Origin of the sequence: Amycolatopsis bartoniae (genome assembly GCF_014191255.1) — a bacterium.
GTDB lineage: Bacteria > Actinomycetota > Actinomycetes > Mycobacteriales > Pseudonocardiaceae > Amycolatopsis_E > Amycolatopsis_E bartoniae.
This window is the reverse complement of sequence record NZ_JACHWH010000002.1, coordinates 522,370-537,712: the sequence shown is the minus strand read 5'-3', so window position 1 is coordinate 537,712 and position 15,343 is coordinate 522,370. Positions and strand designations below refer to the sequence as shown.

Sequence of the window (15,343 nt, the reverse complement as noted above, 5' to 3'; positions counted from 1 at the left end):
AACGGCCGGCCTCCCGCGGGAGGTCGGCCGTTCTCGTTTTCCGTCAGCTCTCGTCGAACTCGCGGGCCGCGAGCGCCCGCACGATGCCGGCGCGGCCCTCCGACACCAGCCGCCGCAGCGCGGCCGGGTGCTCGCCCGCGAGCCAGCGATCCGCGGCCTCCACAGTGGACTGCGCGACCGCCCATGCCGGGAACAGGCCGACCACGGTGGGCTGGGCACGCTCGCTGGAACGGCGCTGCCACACCTCGTCGATCACCTCGAAGTACCGGCTCACGTAGTCACCGAGCAGGTGCTTCTGCCCGGGGTGGGAGAAGCCGCCGATGACCGCGTTGCTGAGCGCGTTGGGCAGCTCGTCGTCGTACACCGCGCGCTGCCACGCCTCGGCCTTGCCGTCCACGCTCGGGCGCAGCGCGCGGGCGTGCTCCGCGTGCCGCCGCCCGGTGGCGGTGTCGTCGCGGGCCAGCTCGGCGTCGATCTCCGCGTCCGCCGCCTTGCCGTGCGCGACCAGCGCGTTGAGCAGCCGCCACCGCAGGTCCGCGTCGACGGTGAGCCCGTCCAGCGGCGCGGACCCGTCGAGCCAGCCCGCGAGGACGCCGAGCTTCTCGTCGTCGAGCACCGAGCCGGTGAGCGAGTTCACGAACGCCAGCTGGTGGTCCGAACCCGGCTCGGCTGAGCGGGCCAGCTCCAGCAGCCGCGCGGTGAACGCGGGCCAGCCCTGCTCGGCGGCCCAGCGCTGCTCGGCGTAGGAGTTCAGCGCCGTCTGCGCCTGCAGCAGGAGCCGCTGCACGACGCCGACCTCGGTCTCGGCGTGGATGCCGTGCGAGACGATCGCGACGAAGTCCCGCGCCTTCAGCTCCGCCTCGCGGGTCATCTCCCACGCGGCCGACCAGCACAGCGTGCGCGGCAGCGGCTCGGTGATGTCGGCGATCCGGTCGACCAGCGTGGTCAGCGAACCCGCGTCGAGGCGCATCGTGCAGTAGGTCAGGTCGTCGTCGTTGACCAGCACGAGCTTGCCCGCGGGCGCGCCCACTAGCTCGGGCACCTCGGTGACCTCGCCCTCGACGTCCAGCTCCACCCGCTGGACGCGCACAAGGTTGCCGTCGGTGTCGTCGTCGTAGACGCCGACCGCGATGCGGTGCGTGCGCAGCTCGCCCGCGCCCGGCTTGGCGCCGGTCTGCACGACCGAGAACGACGTGAAGCGGCCTTCGCCGTCGGTGTCGAACCGCGGGCGCAGCGAGTTGAGGCCCGTGGTCTCCAGCCACTGTGCGCTCCATCCGGACAGGTCGCGCCCGGACGCCTGCTCCAGCGCGGCCAGCAGGTCCGCCAGCGTCGCGTTGCCCCACGCGTGCTTGCCGAAGTACACCCGCAGCCCGGCGAGGAAGTTGTCCAGCCCGACGTACGACACGAGCTGCTTGAGCACGCTCGCGCCCTTGGCGTAGGTGATGCCGTCGAAGTTCACCTCGACCGCCTGCAGGTCGACGATGTCGGCGGCGATCGGGTGCGTCGAGGGCAGCTGGTCCTGCCGGTACGCCCACGACTTCTCGATGTTCGCGAAGCTGGTCCACGCGTGCTCGTACTCGGTGGCCTCGGCCTGCGCCAGCACGCTCGCGAACGTGGCGAACGACTCGTTCAGCCACAGGTCGTCCCACCAGCGCATGGTGACCAGGTCTCCGAACCACATGTGCGCCATCTCGTGCAGCAGCGTCTCGGCGCGGCGCTCGTAGGAGTAGCGGGTGACGCGGCTGCGGAACACGTAGTCCTCGAGGAACGTGACCGCGCCCGCGTTCTCCATCGCGCCCGCGTTGAACTCCGGCACGAACAGCTGGTCGTACTTCGCGAACGGGTAGGGCGTGGCGAACGCCTTGTGGTAGAAGCCGAAACCCTGCTTGGTCTCGGTGAACAGCCGGTCGGCGTCCATGTGCTCGGCCAGCGACGCGCGGCAGTAGATGCCGAGCGGGATGGTGCCGTGCTCGTCGGTGTACTGGTCGTGCCACTCGGCATACGGGCCGGCGACGAGCGCGACGAGGTACGTGGAGATCCGGTCGGAGACGGCGAACACCGTCTTCGTGGCGCCCTCCGCGGTCTTCTCGGTGGACTCCACGGGCGCGTTCGACACGACCTTCCAGTCGTTCGGCGCGATCACGGTGAGGCGGTAGACCGACTTGAGGTCGGGCTGGTCGAAGCAGGCGAACATGCGCTTGGCGTCGGCCGTCTCGAACTGCGTGTAGAGGTAGACCGCGTCGTCCACCGGGTCGACGAACCGGTGCAGCCCCTCGCCGGTGTTCATGTAGCGGCAGTCGGCGCGCACGACCAGCTCGTTGGCGGCGGCCAGGTCCGGCAGCGCGATGCCGTCGTCCTCGACGTAGCCGGACACGTCCAGCTCGCGGCCGTTGAGCGTGGCCGAGCGGACGCCCGCGGCGACGATGTCGACCCAGGAGCTCGCCCCCGCGCGGGCGGCGAAGCGGATCGTGGTGGTCGAGTCGAACGTCCTCTCCCCGGGACCGCCGTTGCCGTCGGTCAGGTCGAGCAGGATGTCGTAGGACTCGACGTCCAGGAGATCCGCACGCTGCTGGGCTTGGTCGCGGGTCAGGTTAGGGGCGGGCACAGGCACCTCGTAGCACTAGCGATGGTCATTGGGCTGTCTCGCTATCCAATCACGGATGCCGGGGGGAACAAGCGGAACTCGGCCGCTGTTGCCCTGGTTACCGCCAACCGTTGGCCGTACCACAGGGAGATTCGATGTCCGCCGAGCGCACGCGTGTCGATTTCTACTTCGACCCCATCTGCCCGTTCGCCTGGATCACGTCGCGCTGGATCCTGGAGGTCGAGCAGCACCGCGACCTCGACCTGCACTTTCGCGTGATGAGCCTGGCGATCCTCAACTCCGGGCGCGACCTGCCGGAGGACTACCAGGAGATGATGCGGAAGGCGTGGGGCCCGGTGCGGGTGGCCACCGCGCTGGCGCAGACGAAGGACGAGAGCGTGCTGCGCGAGTTCTACACCGAGTTCGGCACCCGCTTCCACAACGGCGGTGACAAGGACATCCCGTCGGTGCTGAAGCAGGCGCTGGAGGCGATCGGGGCGTCGGCGGACCTGGCGGCGGCCGCGGAGTCGACGGAGTACGACGAGGCGCTGCAGAAGAGCCACCACGAGGGCATGGACCCGGTCGGCATGGACGTGGGCACGCCGACGATCCACATCGACGGCGTGGCGTTCTTCGGCCCGGTGCTGTCGTCCATCCCACGCGGCGAAGACGCACTGAAGGTCTTCGACGGCGCCCGGTTGCTGGCGTCGTACCCGGACTTCTACGAACTCAAGCGGACCCGCAGCGGTCAGCTGAACTTCGACTGAGCTCTTCCCGCTGACGTCGTACGAAGGCGGCGGCAACGGGGTCGCCGTGCCCCGGCACGATCGTGCCGGGGCGCAGGGCCAGCAGGCGGTCCAGGGCGTGGGGCCAGTCGCCGACGTGGGAGTCCGCGCCGACGGATGGGGGCGCTTCGACCAGGTCGCCGGCGAACAGGACGTCCGCGTCCGGCACGTGCACCGCCACGTCGTGGTCGGTGTGCCCGCGCCCGGGGTGCAGCAGCGTCACCGTGCGGCCGCCGAGGTCGAGCGTCACGTCCTCGGCGAACGTCGAGGTGGGCGCGACGAGTTCCGCTTCCCGCAGGCGTTGCGCCAGTTCGTCCTTGCCCTCGCGGCGGAACTCCGAGACCCACTCCTCGCGGTCGGCGCCCATCGCGGCGCGGCACCGCTCGTGCGCCCACACCGGGCACGGCAGAAACGGCCGCGTGCCGAAGTGGTGGTCGAAGTGGGCGTGCGTCAGCGCGACGAGCCACGGCGCGCCCGTGACCTCCCGGACCGCGGCAGCGAACCGCGCGCCCTGCACCTCGTCCCCGCCGGTGTCCACCACCAGGCACCGCTCGCCGCCCACCACGAGCCCGAGTGTCAGGTCGAGGTACTCGTGCCGCCGCGCGTACACGCCGTCGCCCAGTTCGAGCCATCGCGTCATACCCAGAGCATGCCGCGCCCGGATGGGGATGGCAGACTCCAGACGTGCATGTCTACTTGGGATCCGACCATGCCGGTTTCGAGCTGAAGAACCACCTGGTGAGCCACCTGCAGGGCCAGGGGCACGAGGTCACCGACATCGGCCCGTTCGTGTACGACGCCGCGGACGACTACCCGGCGTTCTGCGTCGAGACGGCCCGCCGAGTGGTCGCCGACGAGGGCAGCCTCGGCATCGTCATCGGCGGCTCCGGCAATGGCGAGCAGATCGCCGCCAACAAGGTGCCCGGCGCCCGCGCCGCGCTGGCCTGGAAGCCGGAGATCGCGCAGCTCGCCCGCGAGCACAACCACGCCCAGCTCATCGGCATCGGCGCGCGGATGCACACGGTCGAAGAGGCCACCGCGATCGTCGAGACGTTCCTCGCCACCCCGGTCTCCCCGGACGAGCGGCACGCCCGCCGGATCCAGCAGCTGCTCGACTACGAGCGCACCGGCACCCCGCCCGCGCTGCCCAGCTGATGCCCGAAGGCCACACCCTCCACCGGCTCGCCCGGCTGCACCAGCGGCGCTTCGCGGGTGCGCCGGTGGAGGTGACGAGCCCGCAGGGCAAGTTCGCCGAAGCGTCCGAAGTGGACGGTCGGGTGCTCGTGCGGGCCGAGGCGTACGGCAAACACCTGTTCCACCACTACACCGGCGTCGGCTCGGTGCACGTCCACCTCGGATTGTACGGGACCTTCACCGAGGCGAAGCTGCCCGTGCTGGCGCCCGTCGGGCAGGTGCGGATGCGGATGGTCGGCGGTACACATTGGACGGACCTGCGCGGCCCGACGCGCTGTGAGCTCCTGACTCCCGACCAGGTCGACGCCATCAAGGCGCGCCTGGGCCCGGACCCGCTGCGCCGCGACGCCAAGCCCGAGCGGGCGTACGAGAAGATCTCCGCCTCCCGGACGTCGATCGCGGCACTGCTGATGGACCAGTCGGTGCTCGCCGGCGTCGGCAACGTCTACCGCGCGGAGCTGCTGTTCCGCCACGGCGTCGCGCCCATGCTGCCGGGCCGGTCGCTGGACCCGGTGACGTGGAAGGAGATGTGGACCGACCTCGTGGCGCTGATGCGGCACGGCGTGCGCGTCGGCCGCATCGACACCGTCGCCGACGAGCACCTGCCGCACGTCACGGGGCGGGCGCCGCGGGAGGACCGGCACGGCGGCGAGGTGTACGTCTACCGGCGCACGGGGCAGCCATGCCTGGTGTGCGGCACGCCGATCGCGCACCGCGAGCTGGCGGGGCGCAACCTGTACTGGTGCCCGGTCTGCCAGCCGGAATAGCTCAGAAGTCGCCGAAGTCCCCGCCGCCGAAGTCGTTGAAGTCGCCGCCACCGAAGTCGCCGCCGCCGTCGAAACCGCCGCCGTCGAAGTCACCGGCCGCGTCGCCGTCGAAGTCCCCGCCGTCGCCCATGTCGCCCTGGTCGGCGAAGGCGTCCTCCTGCCCGGCGTCGTAACCGGACTCCCACGCGGCCGCGCTGGAGACGCCGCTCATGCCGGAGAACATCGCGTCGAACAGCAGGACCGAACCGAGCCCCCACGCGCCCGCGACCAGCGCCGTCTTCCACCACGGCTCGCTGTACCAGCCCTGCGGCACGGGCCGCCCCGCGACGCGGCCGCCGGGGTAGTAGTACGGCGTGTTGTTGCCCGGCTCCGGCGACGCCTCGTACGTCTGGCCCTCGACGTCCACCCTGCGGTGCTCGCTCACCTTGCCGGCGCGCTCGCGCTCGCGCTCCTCGGGCAGCTGCGGGCCCGGGTCCATGCCCATCGCCGTGCGCGCGGCGCGGACGTAGTAGAGCCCTTCGAGCGCGGTCTCCTTGACCAGCCTGGCCTGCTCGACGGTGCGGGCCTGGTCCAGCTGCGAGCCGGCGGCGGTGTAGCGCTCCGACGCGTCGGCGAGCGCCTGTTTGGAGGCCTCGTCGGTGCCGGTCAGGTTGAGCACCTGGCCGCCGAGCCGCTCGACCAGCCGTCGCGCGTCGGCCTTGGCGTCGTCCAGCTGGCGCTGGCGGTTCTGCCCCTGCGAACGGGCGAAGTACGCCACGCCGCCGATGATGACGAGGAGGAGCACGATCACGACGATCGCGGTGCCCATCGGTTACTCCCAGCGTTTCGGATTGTCTGATCCGGACAACGCGGACAGTAGCGGGTAAGTTCCGCCCTCGACGAAAACTAGAACACGTTATAGTCTCGGGGGTATGAAGTTCAGCCTCTCGGTCGCGATGAACCCCCTCGAGCAGTTCGCCGAGCTGGCCCGCACGGCCGAGGAGTGCGGTTTCTCCTCCGTCGTCCTGCCCGACTCGCTCTTCTACTCCGAATCGGTGTCCGCGGAGTACCCGTACACCCCGGACGGCAGCCGGTTCTGGAACGCCGACACGCCCTGGGCCGACCCGCTCGTCGCGGCCGCGGCGATGGGCGCGGTGACCAGCGAGATCACGTTCTACACCTCGGTGATGAAGCTCGGCTCGCGCAATCCGGTGCTGCTCGCGCGCCAGGTCGGCTCGGTCGCGGTGCTCACCGGCGACCGGTTCGGCCTCGGCCTCGGCGTCGGCTGGTCGCCGGAGGAGTTCGAGTGGTGCGGGGCGCCGTACGCGCAGCGGGGCAAGCGCGTCGACGAGGCGATCGAGGTGCTGCGCCTGATCCTCGACGGCGGGATGGTCGAGTACCACGGGAAGTTCTTCGACTTCGACAAGCTGCAGATGAGCCCCGCCCCGCGCCGGCGCGTGCCGTTCTACATCGGCGGCCACACGGAGGTCGCGTTGCGGCGGGCCGCGCGGGTCGGGGACGGCTGGTCGAGTGCGATGATGAAGTTCGAGGACCTGCGCTCGACGATCGAGCGGCTGGCTTCGCTGCGGGCCGAGTACGGCCGCGGCGACGTGCCGTTCGAGATCCAGGCGGTGTGCATCGACCGGTTCGGCGTCGACGGGTACCGCGAGCAGGCGGACATCGGCGTGACGGACATCATCACGCAGCCGTGGGTGTTCGAAGGCATCGGCTTCGGTGACGCACTGGAGCCGAAGAAGGACGCGATCAGGAAGTTCGCCGACGAGATCATCGCGAAGGTGTAGCCATGGGTGTCGAAGTCTGCTGGGACACGTCAGTGGAGCAGCCTGCCGCGCGTTCGGCCGCATGGCGGTCGATGAACGCGGTCGTGCGTGGCGCGAAGGACGAGTGGCTCGCGTTGTTCGCGCCGGACGCGGTGGTGGAGGATCCGGTGGGCCCGTCGATGTTCGACGAGGAGGGGCGCGGGCACCACGGGCACGACGGGATCGCGGCGTTCTGGGACCTGACGATCGCGAAGGTGGAGCGCTTCGAGTTCGTCATCCGCGACTCGTTCGCGGCGGGGGACGAGGTGGCCAACTACGGCACGATCACGACGTTCCTGCCCGGCGGGTACCGCGTGGACACCGACGGCGTGTTCGTCTACCGCGTGAACGCTTCGGGGCTCGTGACGTCGATGCGGGCGTTCTGGGAGACCGAGCGCGCGATGGCGACGGCGCGGCAGGTGTCGTAAACATCGCGCGTGCGCCGGTAAGCGCTGTGTTACCGGCGGTGCGTCCTGTGGGCGGGGCCGGGGTGCGGTTCCGATCATGCCGCGCATGGATCTGGGATCGTGCTGGGGTTGGTTGCCGGACAAGGACGCGGCGGCGACGCACTGGGTGCCGCCGGTGCGGGAGTACCACCCCCGTACCGGGTTGCGGTCCCGGTGCGGGCAGCGGTGCATCCCCTCGGAGCCCACGCACCAGTGGCGGAAGCTGCCGCGCTGCGTGGAATGCCGGGCGGCGCTGCGCCTAAAGTGATCTTGTGACGACGACACTGGCGGTGAACTACCCCGCGCCGATCCCCGTCGGTCACCGCGTCGAGATCACGGAGTTCGCGGACACGCGGCCGGAGAAGAAGCGGAAGGGGTTCGACATGACCCTGCCGTTCCGGCATCCCGTGGTCGTGGATCTCGACACGGGGATCCGGTACATGAACCACGTGCACGCGCGGGAGGACGGCAACGGGGGAAACGCTTTCACGCCGAACCACTACCCGTTCGCGCCGCGCCCCGGGCTGGCGGTGAGCCGCGTGTACGAGGCGCGCGTGGTGGCGTGCACGCTGGTGTCCGTCGAGGGGCTGAGCACGCAGCACACGATGCTGGCCCTTGAGCCGATTTAGGCTCCTGCCCGCGGCGGTTGTGTCCGCGGCGAGCTTCGAGGGCGGCGGTGACTCAGTCTGAGGGGCTCAGCCCGCGGTGGCCTTTCGAGCGCCGCGGGCGACTCCAGCCCGCGGCGGCTCTCTTGTGGGCCTGCGCGGCTCAGCCCGTGGTGGCCTTGTCGTGAGCCTGTGGCAGCTCAGCCCGCGGCAGCCTTCTCGAGGGCGGCGATGTCGAGCTTGTGCATGGACATCATGGCCTCGAAGGCGCGGGCGGCCTGCTCGGCGTCGGGCCCGGTGGTCAGTTCCAGCAGCCGGTTGGGGACGACCTGCCAGGAGAGGCCGAACTTGTCCTTGACCCAGCCGCAGGGCCCTTCCTCGCCGCCGTCGGCGGTGAGGCGGTCCCAGTAGTAGTCGACTTCTTCCTGGGTCTCGCAGGGGATCTGGAACGACACGGCCTCGGTGAACTTGAACTGCGGCCCGCCGTTCAGCCCCACGAACTTCTGCCCGTTGATCTCGAACTCGACGGTCATGACGGACCCGGCGGGCCCGCCGCCGGTCCCGGGATAGCGCGCGACCTGCCCGATGCTCGCGTTGTCGAACACGGTGACGTAGAAGTTGGCCGCATCCTCAGCCCGGCCGTCGAACCAGAGACACGTCGTGAGGCGGTTGTCGGTCATGGCTCCTCCTTGGGGGTCTGGTGCCCGTACTGACTTGGGAGGAGGGGAAAACTCATCGGTGCTCTTGCCAGATGCAGCGAGCGGCGGTTCCCTGGAGTGGGACCGCCGCTCGGTTTGGTGCCGGATCAAGGGCGCTGACCAGCATCGGACCCCTGAACGGTCTACTGCTTGGCCGAGCTGGTGCCGGGGCGGTATCGGTTCCTCGTGCTGCTGGCGGCCTTCTCGGAACTGCGCTGGGGTGAACTGATCGCCCTCCGGGTTTCATGACGGGTGGCCCAGATGAAGGATGGTCGGATGGACATCGGCCCGCCGAAGTCCGCGGCTGGGGTCCGGGTCGTGGCGCTGCCCCGGTTCCTGGCGGACGAGTTGGCGACCCACCTCAGGGAGTACAGCGAGGCTGGTCGTGATGGGCTGGTCTTCGTCGGGAAGCAGCAGGGGGTGCTCCGGCGGGGGAACTTCTACCGGGAGACGGACTGGGCGCGGACCGTGGTCAAGGCAGGGTTGCCGAAGGGCTTCCACTTCCATGACCTGCGTCACACGGGCAACCAGATGGCGGCCGAGGCCGGGGCGACCACGCGTGAGCTGATGCAGCGGATGGGGCAGAGCACCGTGCGAGCGGCGTTGATCTATCAGCACGCGACGAGCGTTCGGGATCGGCAGATCGCGGAGGAGTTGAACGCCCGGGTGGAGCAGTACCGGAAGGCCCAGGAGCGACCGGACGACGAAGAGGGGCCGTTCGGCGTCCTGGCTCCGGTCGGCTAATGGCCCGCTAATGGCACGAACGACACGAGCGGCGGTTCCCAGGATCGGGGCCGCCGCTCGTTTTGTTGCCGCTGACCTGCGGCTATATGCTGGAGCGGGCGACGGGAATCGAACCCGCGTAGCCAGTTTGGAAGACTGGGGCTCTACCATTGAGCTACGCCCGCATGCACCCTGGTGCCCGGGGTGCGCGACCAGTCTAGCGGGTGAGGCTAGAGTGATCGCAGCGCCCCGCCGGGCGTGATCGGGATGTGGCGCAGCTTGGTAGCGCATCCGCTTTGGGAGCGGAGGGTCGCAGGTTCAAATCCTGTCATCCCGACTTGACGGCCTTGACCTGGGCAAACAAGGTTCAAGGGGCGGCACCTGAACTCGCGCAGCCCTCTGGTGGTGGGAGACAATCCGCTCGAGTGAGGGCCGGTCATCGGGGCCGCCCTGTGTCGCCGGTCGGGGGAATCGCGGCCTGCCCGCTGGCTCGGCCAGCGCAGATGGTGGGCCTCTGCCGGATTGCTCGCGCTGAGGGAACTGTGTGGCCGGTCGGCCGGGGTTATGTTGGTCGCATCCTCCGATGGGGATGAGACGCGCGACACGCAGTGGGTGGCCCGGGGTGCTGGTGATCGAGGAGGTGCGTATTGCCAGTCTGGAACATCGCACAGCAGCCGGTTCAGGATCAGTTCGACTACTGGCATGACGTCATCTGCGATGTCTTCATACCCATGACACCGAAGAGGTCGTTTCCCGGTGCCGGATTCGCCGGTGGCGTCGAAGGCCGGGCGCTTGGTGAGATAAGCCGGGCCGATGTCTGGTCTCAGGCGCAGCGCACATTGCATGGCCCGCGCGAGGTGGAACTGTCCGGAGGGGAGTTCTACTTCGTGAATCTGATGGTCACCGGCCGGTGCCGGGGCCAGCAGTGCGATCGGGAATCAGTAATGTCACCGGGCCAGCTGTGGGTCGTGGACACCACGCTGCCGTACTTCCTCGATTTCGAGTCGCAGTGGCGCATGTTCACTTTCCGCCTACCACACGAGCTGCTCGGCTCGCGGTTGTCCCATCCGACGCAGGGTACCGCGATGCCGGTCGACGGCGGCTCCGGAGTAGGGGGCCTCGCCGCCGCGATGATGCGGTCGATGTGGAAGCTGGAAGAACCGGAATCGGTGCAGGTGCGAGTCGAACTGGAGCAGTCCTTTGCCGCAGTTGTTTCGGCAGCACTGGGCGCGCGAGATCGGGGTGCGCCGGCACAAGACGCCCTTCGCGCCGACGTGCTGCGGTTCATCGCGGCCAATCTGGGCGATCCCGGGCTTTCCGTGGTCGCGGTCTGCCGCCGGTTCGCGATTTCACCGCGATTGCTGCACAGGCTGTTCGAAGGGCAGGAGCACACGTTCGCGGAAACCGTGCGCACGATGCGGCTGAATCAGTGTGCCCGGCTCCTGGCCGATCCCCTGAACCGGTCCACGATCACCGACATCGCCCTGCGGCACGGATTCACTGACCCGGCTTCCTTCAGCCGCGCATTCCGCCGCGAATTCGGAATCGCTCCACGTGAGGTGCGTGCAGGGAAGCACGCGCGGGACCCATCGGTCAGGCCATTCCGGACGCGCTGAGCGGGTTGTATCCGGGTGTGCGGAACAGATCCTGGAGCTGGCGGCGGCGGATGCCGGTGTTGCTGCCCTCGATGACCGGGTAGGCCTGGGCCTGGGACAGGTAAGTCATCAGCGGGAAGCTGGTGTCGTAGGCCTGGACGCCGACGACGTTCATGAGCCGGGTGATGACCTCGACCCCCATCTCGGAGCCGAAGATCTTGGCGTGCAGTGCCAGTTCGGGACCTGCCGCGTCCTGCGCGATCACGGCATCGAGCGCGCGCCAGGCCAGAAGTCTGACCGCCTCGATCCTGCTCTTGGCGTCCGCCAGGACATCGGCCACGGACTGGTGCTCGATGATCGGCACCGCGCCGCCTCGCGTGTTGGTCGACGCGTAGTGATAGGCCACCTCGAACGCCTGCCGCATCGCCGCGACGGCGAAGATGCCGATCGACGCGCCGGTGGCCCAGAACGCGTCGTAGGTGAGCCGGACACCGTGCCCCTCGGCGCCCACGAGGTTCGACCGTGGGACGCGCACATCGTGCAGGCCGATCCGCGACGTCAGGCAGCCTCGCAGGCCGGGCAGGTCGTAGTGCTCCTCCACCTCGATGTGGCCGGCCAGGTGCTCGCGTTCGGCAACGATGAGGGACACCCCGCCGGGGGTGCGGCAGACGATGGTCATCACGTCGGGCCCGTTGCCATCCCAGCCGGGCAGATGGGAGGCCCACGCCTTGCGCCCGTTGAGGACCCACCACTCCCCGTCGGGCACCGCGGTCGTGCGCAGGCCCTCGGCCGGCGGGGGCGCGGCGAAGTTCGCGGTGCCCTCCGGTTCGCTGAACGCCATGGCGGCGACCGGAGCGCCGTGGTCGGCCAGGAACGGGGCGACGAAGCGCTCGATCTGCTCCGGCGTGCCGGCCTCGTAGACAGGCGCGAGCGCGATGAGCGGTCCCGCCAGCGAGATCACGAAGTCCGGGCTGTGGCAGGCCCACTCCTCGATGAGGATGCAGGCCTCGACGCCGCCGCCGGCGGTCCCGCCGAACGGCGCCGGGATGAGCCCCTTGAGGAACCCCGCCGCGACCGCCTCCTCGAACGCCGGGCGGGCCAGCAGGGCCCGGCTGAACGGGTCGGGCTCCTTGCGGACGTCGGCGGCGAGCGGACGCAGGTGCTCTTCGGCGAACCGACGAGCACCGAGTTTCAGTTGCTCCTGCTCCGGGCTGAGCTGAAACGAGACGGTCATGTGGGCTCCCATTGTCCGTGTGGCCTCAGGAATTGTCGACCGACTTGGTCAGGTGGGACCAGTTTTCGAAATCGGTCGATCGACCGGCGATCTCCTTGCGGATGATTTCTCCGGCCCAGCTGCCCAGTGCAAGACGCAGGGGAGGCTGTTCGGCGTCGACGAGCTCCAGAATTGCCGCGGCTACGCGGGAAACGTCGGCGATCGCCTCTGGCGGAAGATCCTTCAGCCCTTCGAGGGTAGCGCCTGCCGTGTCGTCGTAGTCCGCGATGGCGTGCTCGGCGACAATCCATTTGGCCAAGAACCGGGTATGGAGCGCGCCCGGTTCGATCTGGGTGAACTTGATGCCCAGCGGAGCGAGCTCCGCGCCCATCGCCTGGGTAGCACCTCCGAGAGCTTGTTTGACGGCGGCCAGCATGCCTGTCCCCGGGAAGGACATTTCGCCGAAGATGGACGACATGTGAAGCACGTGGCCGGAACGCTGGCTTCGCAGGACGGGCAATGCGGCCCGCAGAACGTTCAGGGCACCGAAGAAGCCCGTGTCGAAAAGGTCCCGCGCCTGCTTGTCGCTGGTGCCTTCGACCGGACCCACCAACGCGAAGCCGGCATTGTTGACGACGACATCAATGCGACGGAACTCCCCGATCGTCCTGCTGACAGCCATTTTGACGGCCTCTTCGTCGCGTACGTCGAGGTCGATGGTGAGCGCCTGCCCCGGAAAATCGGTAACCAGCTCTTCGAGCGCGCGGGTGTTCCTCGCGGTTGCCGCCACGAGGTCCCCGTGCTCCAGAGCTGCTTTCGCGATGGCGTAGCCCATGCCTGACGACGTTCCCGTGATGAACCACACCCGGCGCCGCTTCGAATCGATCTGTGTCATCGAGAATCACCCACTGTCTTTGGGATGTTGCCGCTCTTCTCGAATGCTCGCCTGAAACCCGGCGGTCGGCTTTGCCACCAGCGCACGTTTCCTGTGCGATGTGTGCCAGGTCGCCGCCGCGCTCACCGCCGCTGTCGGGGATCCTGCTGTGACCCGCTGAGGCTCGTCGCGACCTCCTCGCGGAGTCGGGGGAGCTGTGCGTAGAGCGCGTCGCCGGGGCATTGGGTGTTGTAGTAGTCCCGGTGGCCCTTGATCTCGGTCGGCGGGATGCCGTACTGCACGCAGACGTAACCGCACAGGGCGACCAGCGCGTCCCACTGCGCCTGCGGCGGCAGCTCCGAAATGTAGGTGCCCTCGTTCTCGATCCCGATCGCCGTGTCGTTCTGGCCCGGGCAGTGCGCGCCGCGGATCATGTGGTCGCCCGCGCGCAGCGCGTCGAGACTGCCGTGGCGGCCCTCCAATCGATAGCCGCCGCGGCTGATGGTGAAGTGCTGGCCCGTGTCGGACCAGCCGTTGTTGTCCATGTGGTCGTGCTGGTCGTCACGGGCGACCTGGAACGCGTGCGCCAGCGAGTAGTCCGTGCTGTTGGCGCTCGCGATGTGGTGGACGAGGATGCGCTCGGGCCGGGAGTCGATCGTGACCAGCGCGTCCTGCGGCGGCCGGGCACCCCACTCGTCGCAGCTGTAGATGCGGGGTTCGGCCGCGGCCGCGGTGGCGGGCAGCAGCAGACCGGTGGTCACGACCGCGCTCGTGGCCAGGAACACGCGCCGGGAAAGGTTCGTCATGGCGCGGAGTTTCGGGGGTGGGCGTACAAAAGCCATACATGGCGTGAGGCGTTCTTCACAGCAGCATCGCCCACGGAATGAGCGCGAGGACGCCCGCGGCGGCGAGGTTCGTGAGGCGGTAGTGGACGACGAGCGCGGCGAACTCGCGGAGGAACGCGCTCGGCAGGAAGTACGCGGCGGTCGGGGCGCCGGCGACGTCGAGCCGCAGCCCGAGGCGGCGGGCGGTGACGGCCGTGCGGAACACGTGGTAATTGCTGGTGACGGCGATCTTCGGGCCGTTTCCGAGCAGTGCGGCGGAGAAGCGGAGGTTCTCCTCGGTGGTGGTCGCCTTGTCCTCTTCGACGATGCGGTCGGTGGGAATGCCTCGGCTGATCAGGTAGTCGCGCATCGCGGCGGCTTCGGTGATGGTTTCCCCGGGACCTTGACCGCCGGAGACGACGATGACGGGACCGCCTTCGCGGCGGTAGATCCGGACGGCGCGGTCGAGGCGGCTCGCGAGCAGGGGAGTGACCTTGTCGTTCGCGAGACCGGCGCCGAGCACGATGATCGCGGTGAAGCCGCGGTGGCGGCGGACCCGGCCGTAGACGAGCGAGTAGAGCAGGAAGCAACCGAAGAGGAACGCCGCGTAGGCGACGACGAACACGATCGAGCCGACAGGCGCGTTGACCCACGGGTTGGTGCTCGGCCCGGTGGCGACGGCGAGCACCGCGGTGGCGGCGAGGGCGAGCCCGGCGAGCAGGGACAGCAGGTTCGCGAGGGACCGTCCTTCGCGGCGCAGCATGACGAGCCCGTTGAGGATCAGCACGAGCGGCAGGATCATGGCGACGACCACGAAGGCGAACCCGAGCAGGCGGGCGAGCCAGGGCACCGCGCCGGCGGGCACCAGGAGCCACAGGGCGCCGAACACCGCGGCCGCGCCGAGCCACACAGCGTTGCTCACTCGCCGCGGCTCGCGCCCGACCCCGATGGCGAACAACAGCAGCGAGGCCGCGGCCAGGTACGCGTAGAGCACAGGTCCCCCTCCGTGTGACGGTTTTCGGCGTTACCCCGTCGGGAGTCGTCGGAAACCGGGAGGGCATTTCGGCCGGAGGTGCGACAGGGCCGAACGGGCGACGGAGCAGGGCGAAGATCGCGAGAGGAGCGTGTGCGGCGATGAGCAGAAGAGGTTTCCGGAATTTCGTACCGACTTATCCCGTGGGGCGTTTCTGGCTGATTCGCATTCGACCTGCACGTCAGCGACGGACGACGTCTGCG

17 protein-coding genes and 2 tRNA genes are annotated in these 15,343 nt (G+C 69.2%); 10 read left to right on the top strand and 9 right to left on the bottom strand.

What is annotated here, in order from left to right; genetic code table 11:
• Window positions 1–43 precede the first annotated feature (43 nt).
• Window positions 44–2,605 (bottom strand): aminopeptidase N, encoded by a 2,562-nt coding sequence (gene pepN, locus FHX82_RS14465; protein ID WP_145936860.1) that lies wholly within the window; start codon window positions 2,603–2,605, stop codon window positions 44–46.
• A gap of 134 nt (window positions 2,606–2,739) precedes the next feature.
• Between pepN and FHX82_RS14460 the strand changes: the two genes are divergently transcribed.
• Window positions 2,740–3,351 carry a mycothiol-dependent nitroreductase Rv2466c family protein gene (locus FHX82_RS14460; protein WP_145936859.1) on the top strand — a complete coding sequence of 204 codons (612 nt, stop codon included), beginning with the start codon at window positions 2,740–2,742 and terminating at the stop codon, window positions 3,349–3,351.
• Here FHX82_RS14460 and FHX82_RS14455 read toward each other — a convergent pair.
• Window positions 3,314–4,009: an MBL fold metallo-hydrolase gene (locus FHX82_RS14455; protein ID WP_145936858.1), complete on the bottom strand. Its 696-nt coding sequence runs from the start codon at window positions 4,007–4,009 to the stop codon at window positions 3,314–3,316. The two genes, FHX82_RS14460 and FHX82_RS14455, sit on opposite strands and share 38 nt — an antisense overlap.
• Window positions 4,010–4,053: 44 nt before the next feature.
• Between FHX82_RS14455 and FHX82_RS14450 the strand changes: the two genes are divergently transcribed.
• On the top strand, window positions 4,054–4,524 hold the full coding sequence (locus FHX82_RS14450) for a ribose-5-phosphate isomerase (RefSeq protein ID WP_145936857.1): 471 nt from the start codon (window positions 4,054–4,056) through the stop codon (window positions 4,522–4,524).
• Window positions 4,524–5,330, top strand: coding sequence for an Fpg/Nei family DNA glycosylase (locus FHX82_RS14445; RefSeq protein ID WP_145936856.1), 807 nt, complete (start codon window positions 4,524–4,526; stop codon window positions 5,328–5,330). Before FHX82_RS14450 ends, FHX82_RS14445 begins: the two co-directional genes overlap by 1 nt.
• Window position 5,331: 1 nt before the next feature.
• Here the strand turns inward: FHX82_RS14445 and FHX82_RS14440 are convergent, their stop codons facing one another.
• Window positions 5,332–6,138, bottom strand: coding sequence for a hypothetical protein (locus FHX82_RS14440; RefSeq protein WP_145936855.1), 807 nt, complete (start codon window positions 6,136–6,138; stop codon window positions 5,332–5,334).
• 103 nt (window positions 6,139–6,241) lie between these two features.
• On the opposite strand from FHX82_RS14440, the gene FHX82_RS14435 reads away from it, so the two are divergent.
• The 4 genes from FHX82_RS14435 (at window position 6,242) to FHX82_RS14420 (ending at window position 8,204) form a co-directional block, all read left to right on the top strand.
• Entirely contained in the window at window positions 6,242–7,111 is an 870-nt protein-coding gene (locus FHX82_RS14435) for a TIGR03619 family F420-dependent LLM class oxidoreductase (RefSeq protein ID WP_145936854.1), read from the top strand.
• Window positions 7,112–7,113: 2 nt separating this feature from the next.
• The gene (locus FHX82_RS14430; protein ID WP_145936853.1) at window positions 7,114–7,557 is read left to right on the top strand and encodes a nuclear transport factor 2 family protein; all 444 of its coding nucleotides are present in this window, start codon (window positions 7,114–7,116) and stop codon (window positions 7,555–7,557) included.
• An 85-nt stretch (window positions 7,558–7,642) separates the two neighbouring features.
• Window positions 7,643–7,843: a hypothetical protein gene (locus tag FHX82_RS14425; protein WP_145936852.1), complete on the top strand. Its 201-nt coding sequence runs from the start codon at window positions 7,643–7,645 to the stop codon at window positions 7,841–7,843.
• A gap of 4 nt (window positions 7,844–7,847) precedes the next feature.
• Entirely contained in the window at window positions 7,848–8,204 is a 357-nt protein-coding gene (locus tag FHX82_RS14420) for a hypothetical protein (protein WP_145936851.1), read from the top strand.
• A 176-nt stretch (window positions 8,205–8,380) separates the two neighbouring features.
• On the opposite strand, the gene FHX82_RS14415 is transcribed toward FHX82_RS14420, so the two are convergent.
• Window positions 8,381–8,860, bottom strand: a complete 480-nt coding sequence (locus tag FHX82_RS14415) for a VOC family protein (RefSeq protein ID WP_145936850.1) — start codon at window positions 8,858–8,860, stop codon at window positions 8,381–8,383.
• Window positions 8,861–9,154: 294 nt separating this feature from the next.
• Between FHX82_RS14415 and FHX82_RS36970 the strand changes: the two genes are divergently transcribed.
• A complete protein-coding gene (locus tag FHX82_RS36970; RefSeq protein ID WP_229880901.1) occupies window positions 9,155–9,622 on the top strand; it encodes a tyrosine-type recombinase/integrase in 468 nt (155 codons plus the stop codon).
• A gap of 90 nt (window positions 9,623–9,712) precedes the next feature.
• On the opposite strand, the gene FHX82_RS14405 is transcribed toward FHX82_RS36970, so the two are convergent.
• Window positions 9,713–9,786, bottom strand: a tRNA-Gly gene (locus FHX82_RS14405).
• A gap of 78 nt (window positions 9,787–9,864) precedes the next feature.
• Here FHX82_RS14405 and FHX82_RS14400 point away from each other — a divergent pair.
• Both FHX82_RS14400 and FHX82_RS14395 read left to right on the top strand, forming a co-directional pair.
• Window positions 9,865–9,938, top strand: a tRNA-Pro gene (locus FHX82_RS14400).
• 310 nt (window positions 9,939–10,248) lie between these two features.
• Window positions 10,249–11,217 (top strand): helix-turn-helix domain-containing protein, encoded by a 969-nt coding sequence (locus tag FHX82_RS14395; RefSeq protein WP_145936849.1) that lies wholly within the window; start codon window positions 10,249–10,251, stop codon window positions 11,215–11,217.
• Here FHX82_RS14395 and FHX82_RS14390 read toward each other — a convergent pair.
• From FHX82_RS14390 to FHX82_RS14375, 4 genes are all read right to left on the bottom strand, one after another.
• Complete coding sequence (locus tag FHX82_RS14390; RefSeq protein WP_145936848.1) at window positions 11,195–12,430, bottom strand: acyl-CoA dehydrogenase family protein; 1,236 nt, start codon at window positions 12,428–12,430, stop codon at window positions 11,195–11,197. The genes FHX82_RS14395 and FHX82_RS14390 overlap by 23 nt on opposite strands.
• 25 nt (window positions 12,431–12,455) lie before the next feature.
• Window positions 12,456–13,304, bottom strand: a complete 849-nt coding sequence (locus tag FHX82_RS14385; RefSeq protein ID WP_145936847.1) for an SDR family NAD(P)-dependent oxidoreductase — start codon at window positions 13,302–13,304, stop codon at window positions 12,456–12,458.
• A gap of 122 nt (window positions 13,305–13,426) precedes the next feature.
• A complete protein-coding gene (locus FHX82_RS14380; RefSeq protein WP_145936846.1) occupies window positions 13,427–14,089 on the bottom strand; it encodes a peptidoglycan recognition protein family protein in 663 nt (220 codons plus the stop codon).
• Between the two features lie 55 nt (window positions 14,090–14,144).
• Complete coding sequence (locus FHX82_RS14375; protein WP_145936845.1) at window positions 14,145–15,101, bottom strand: YdcF family protein; 957 nt, start codon at window positions 15,099–15,101, stop codon at window positions 14,145–14,147.
• Window positions 15,102–15,343: the final 242 nt, after the last annotated feature.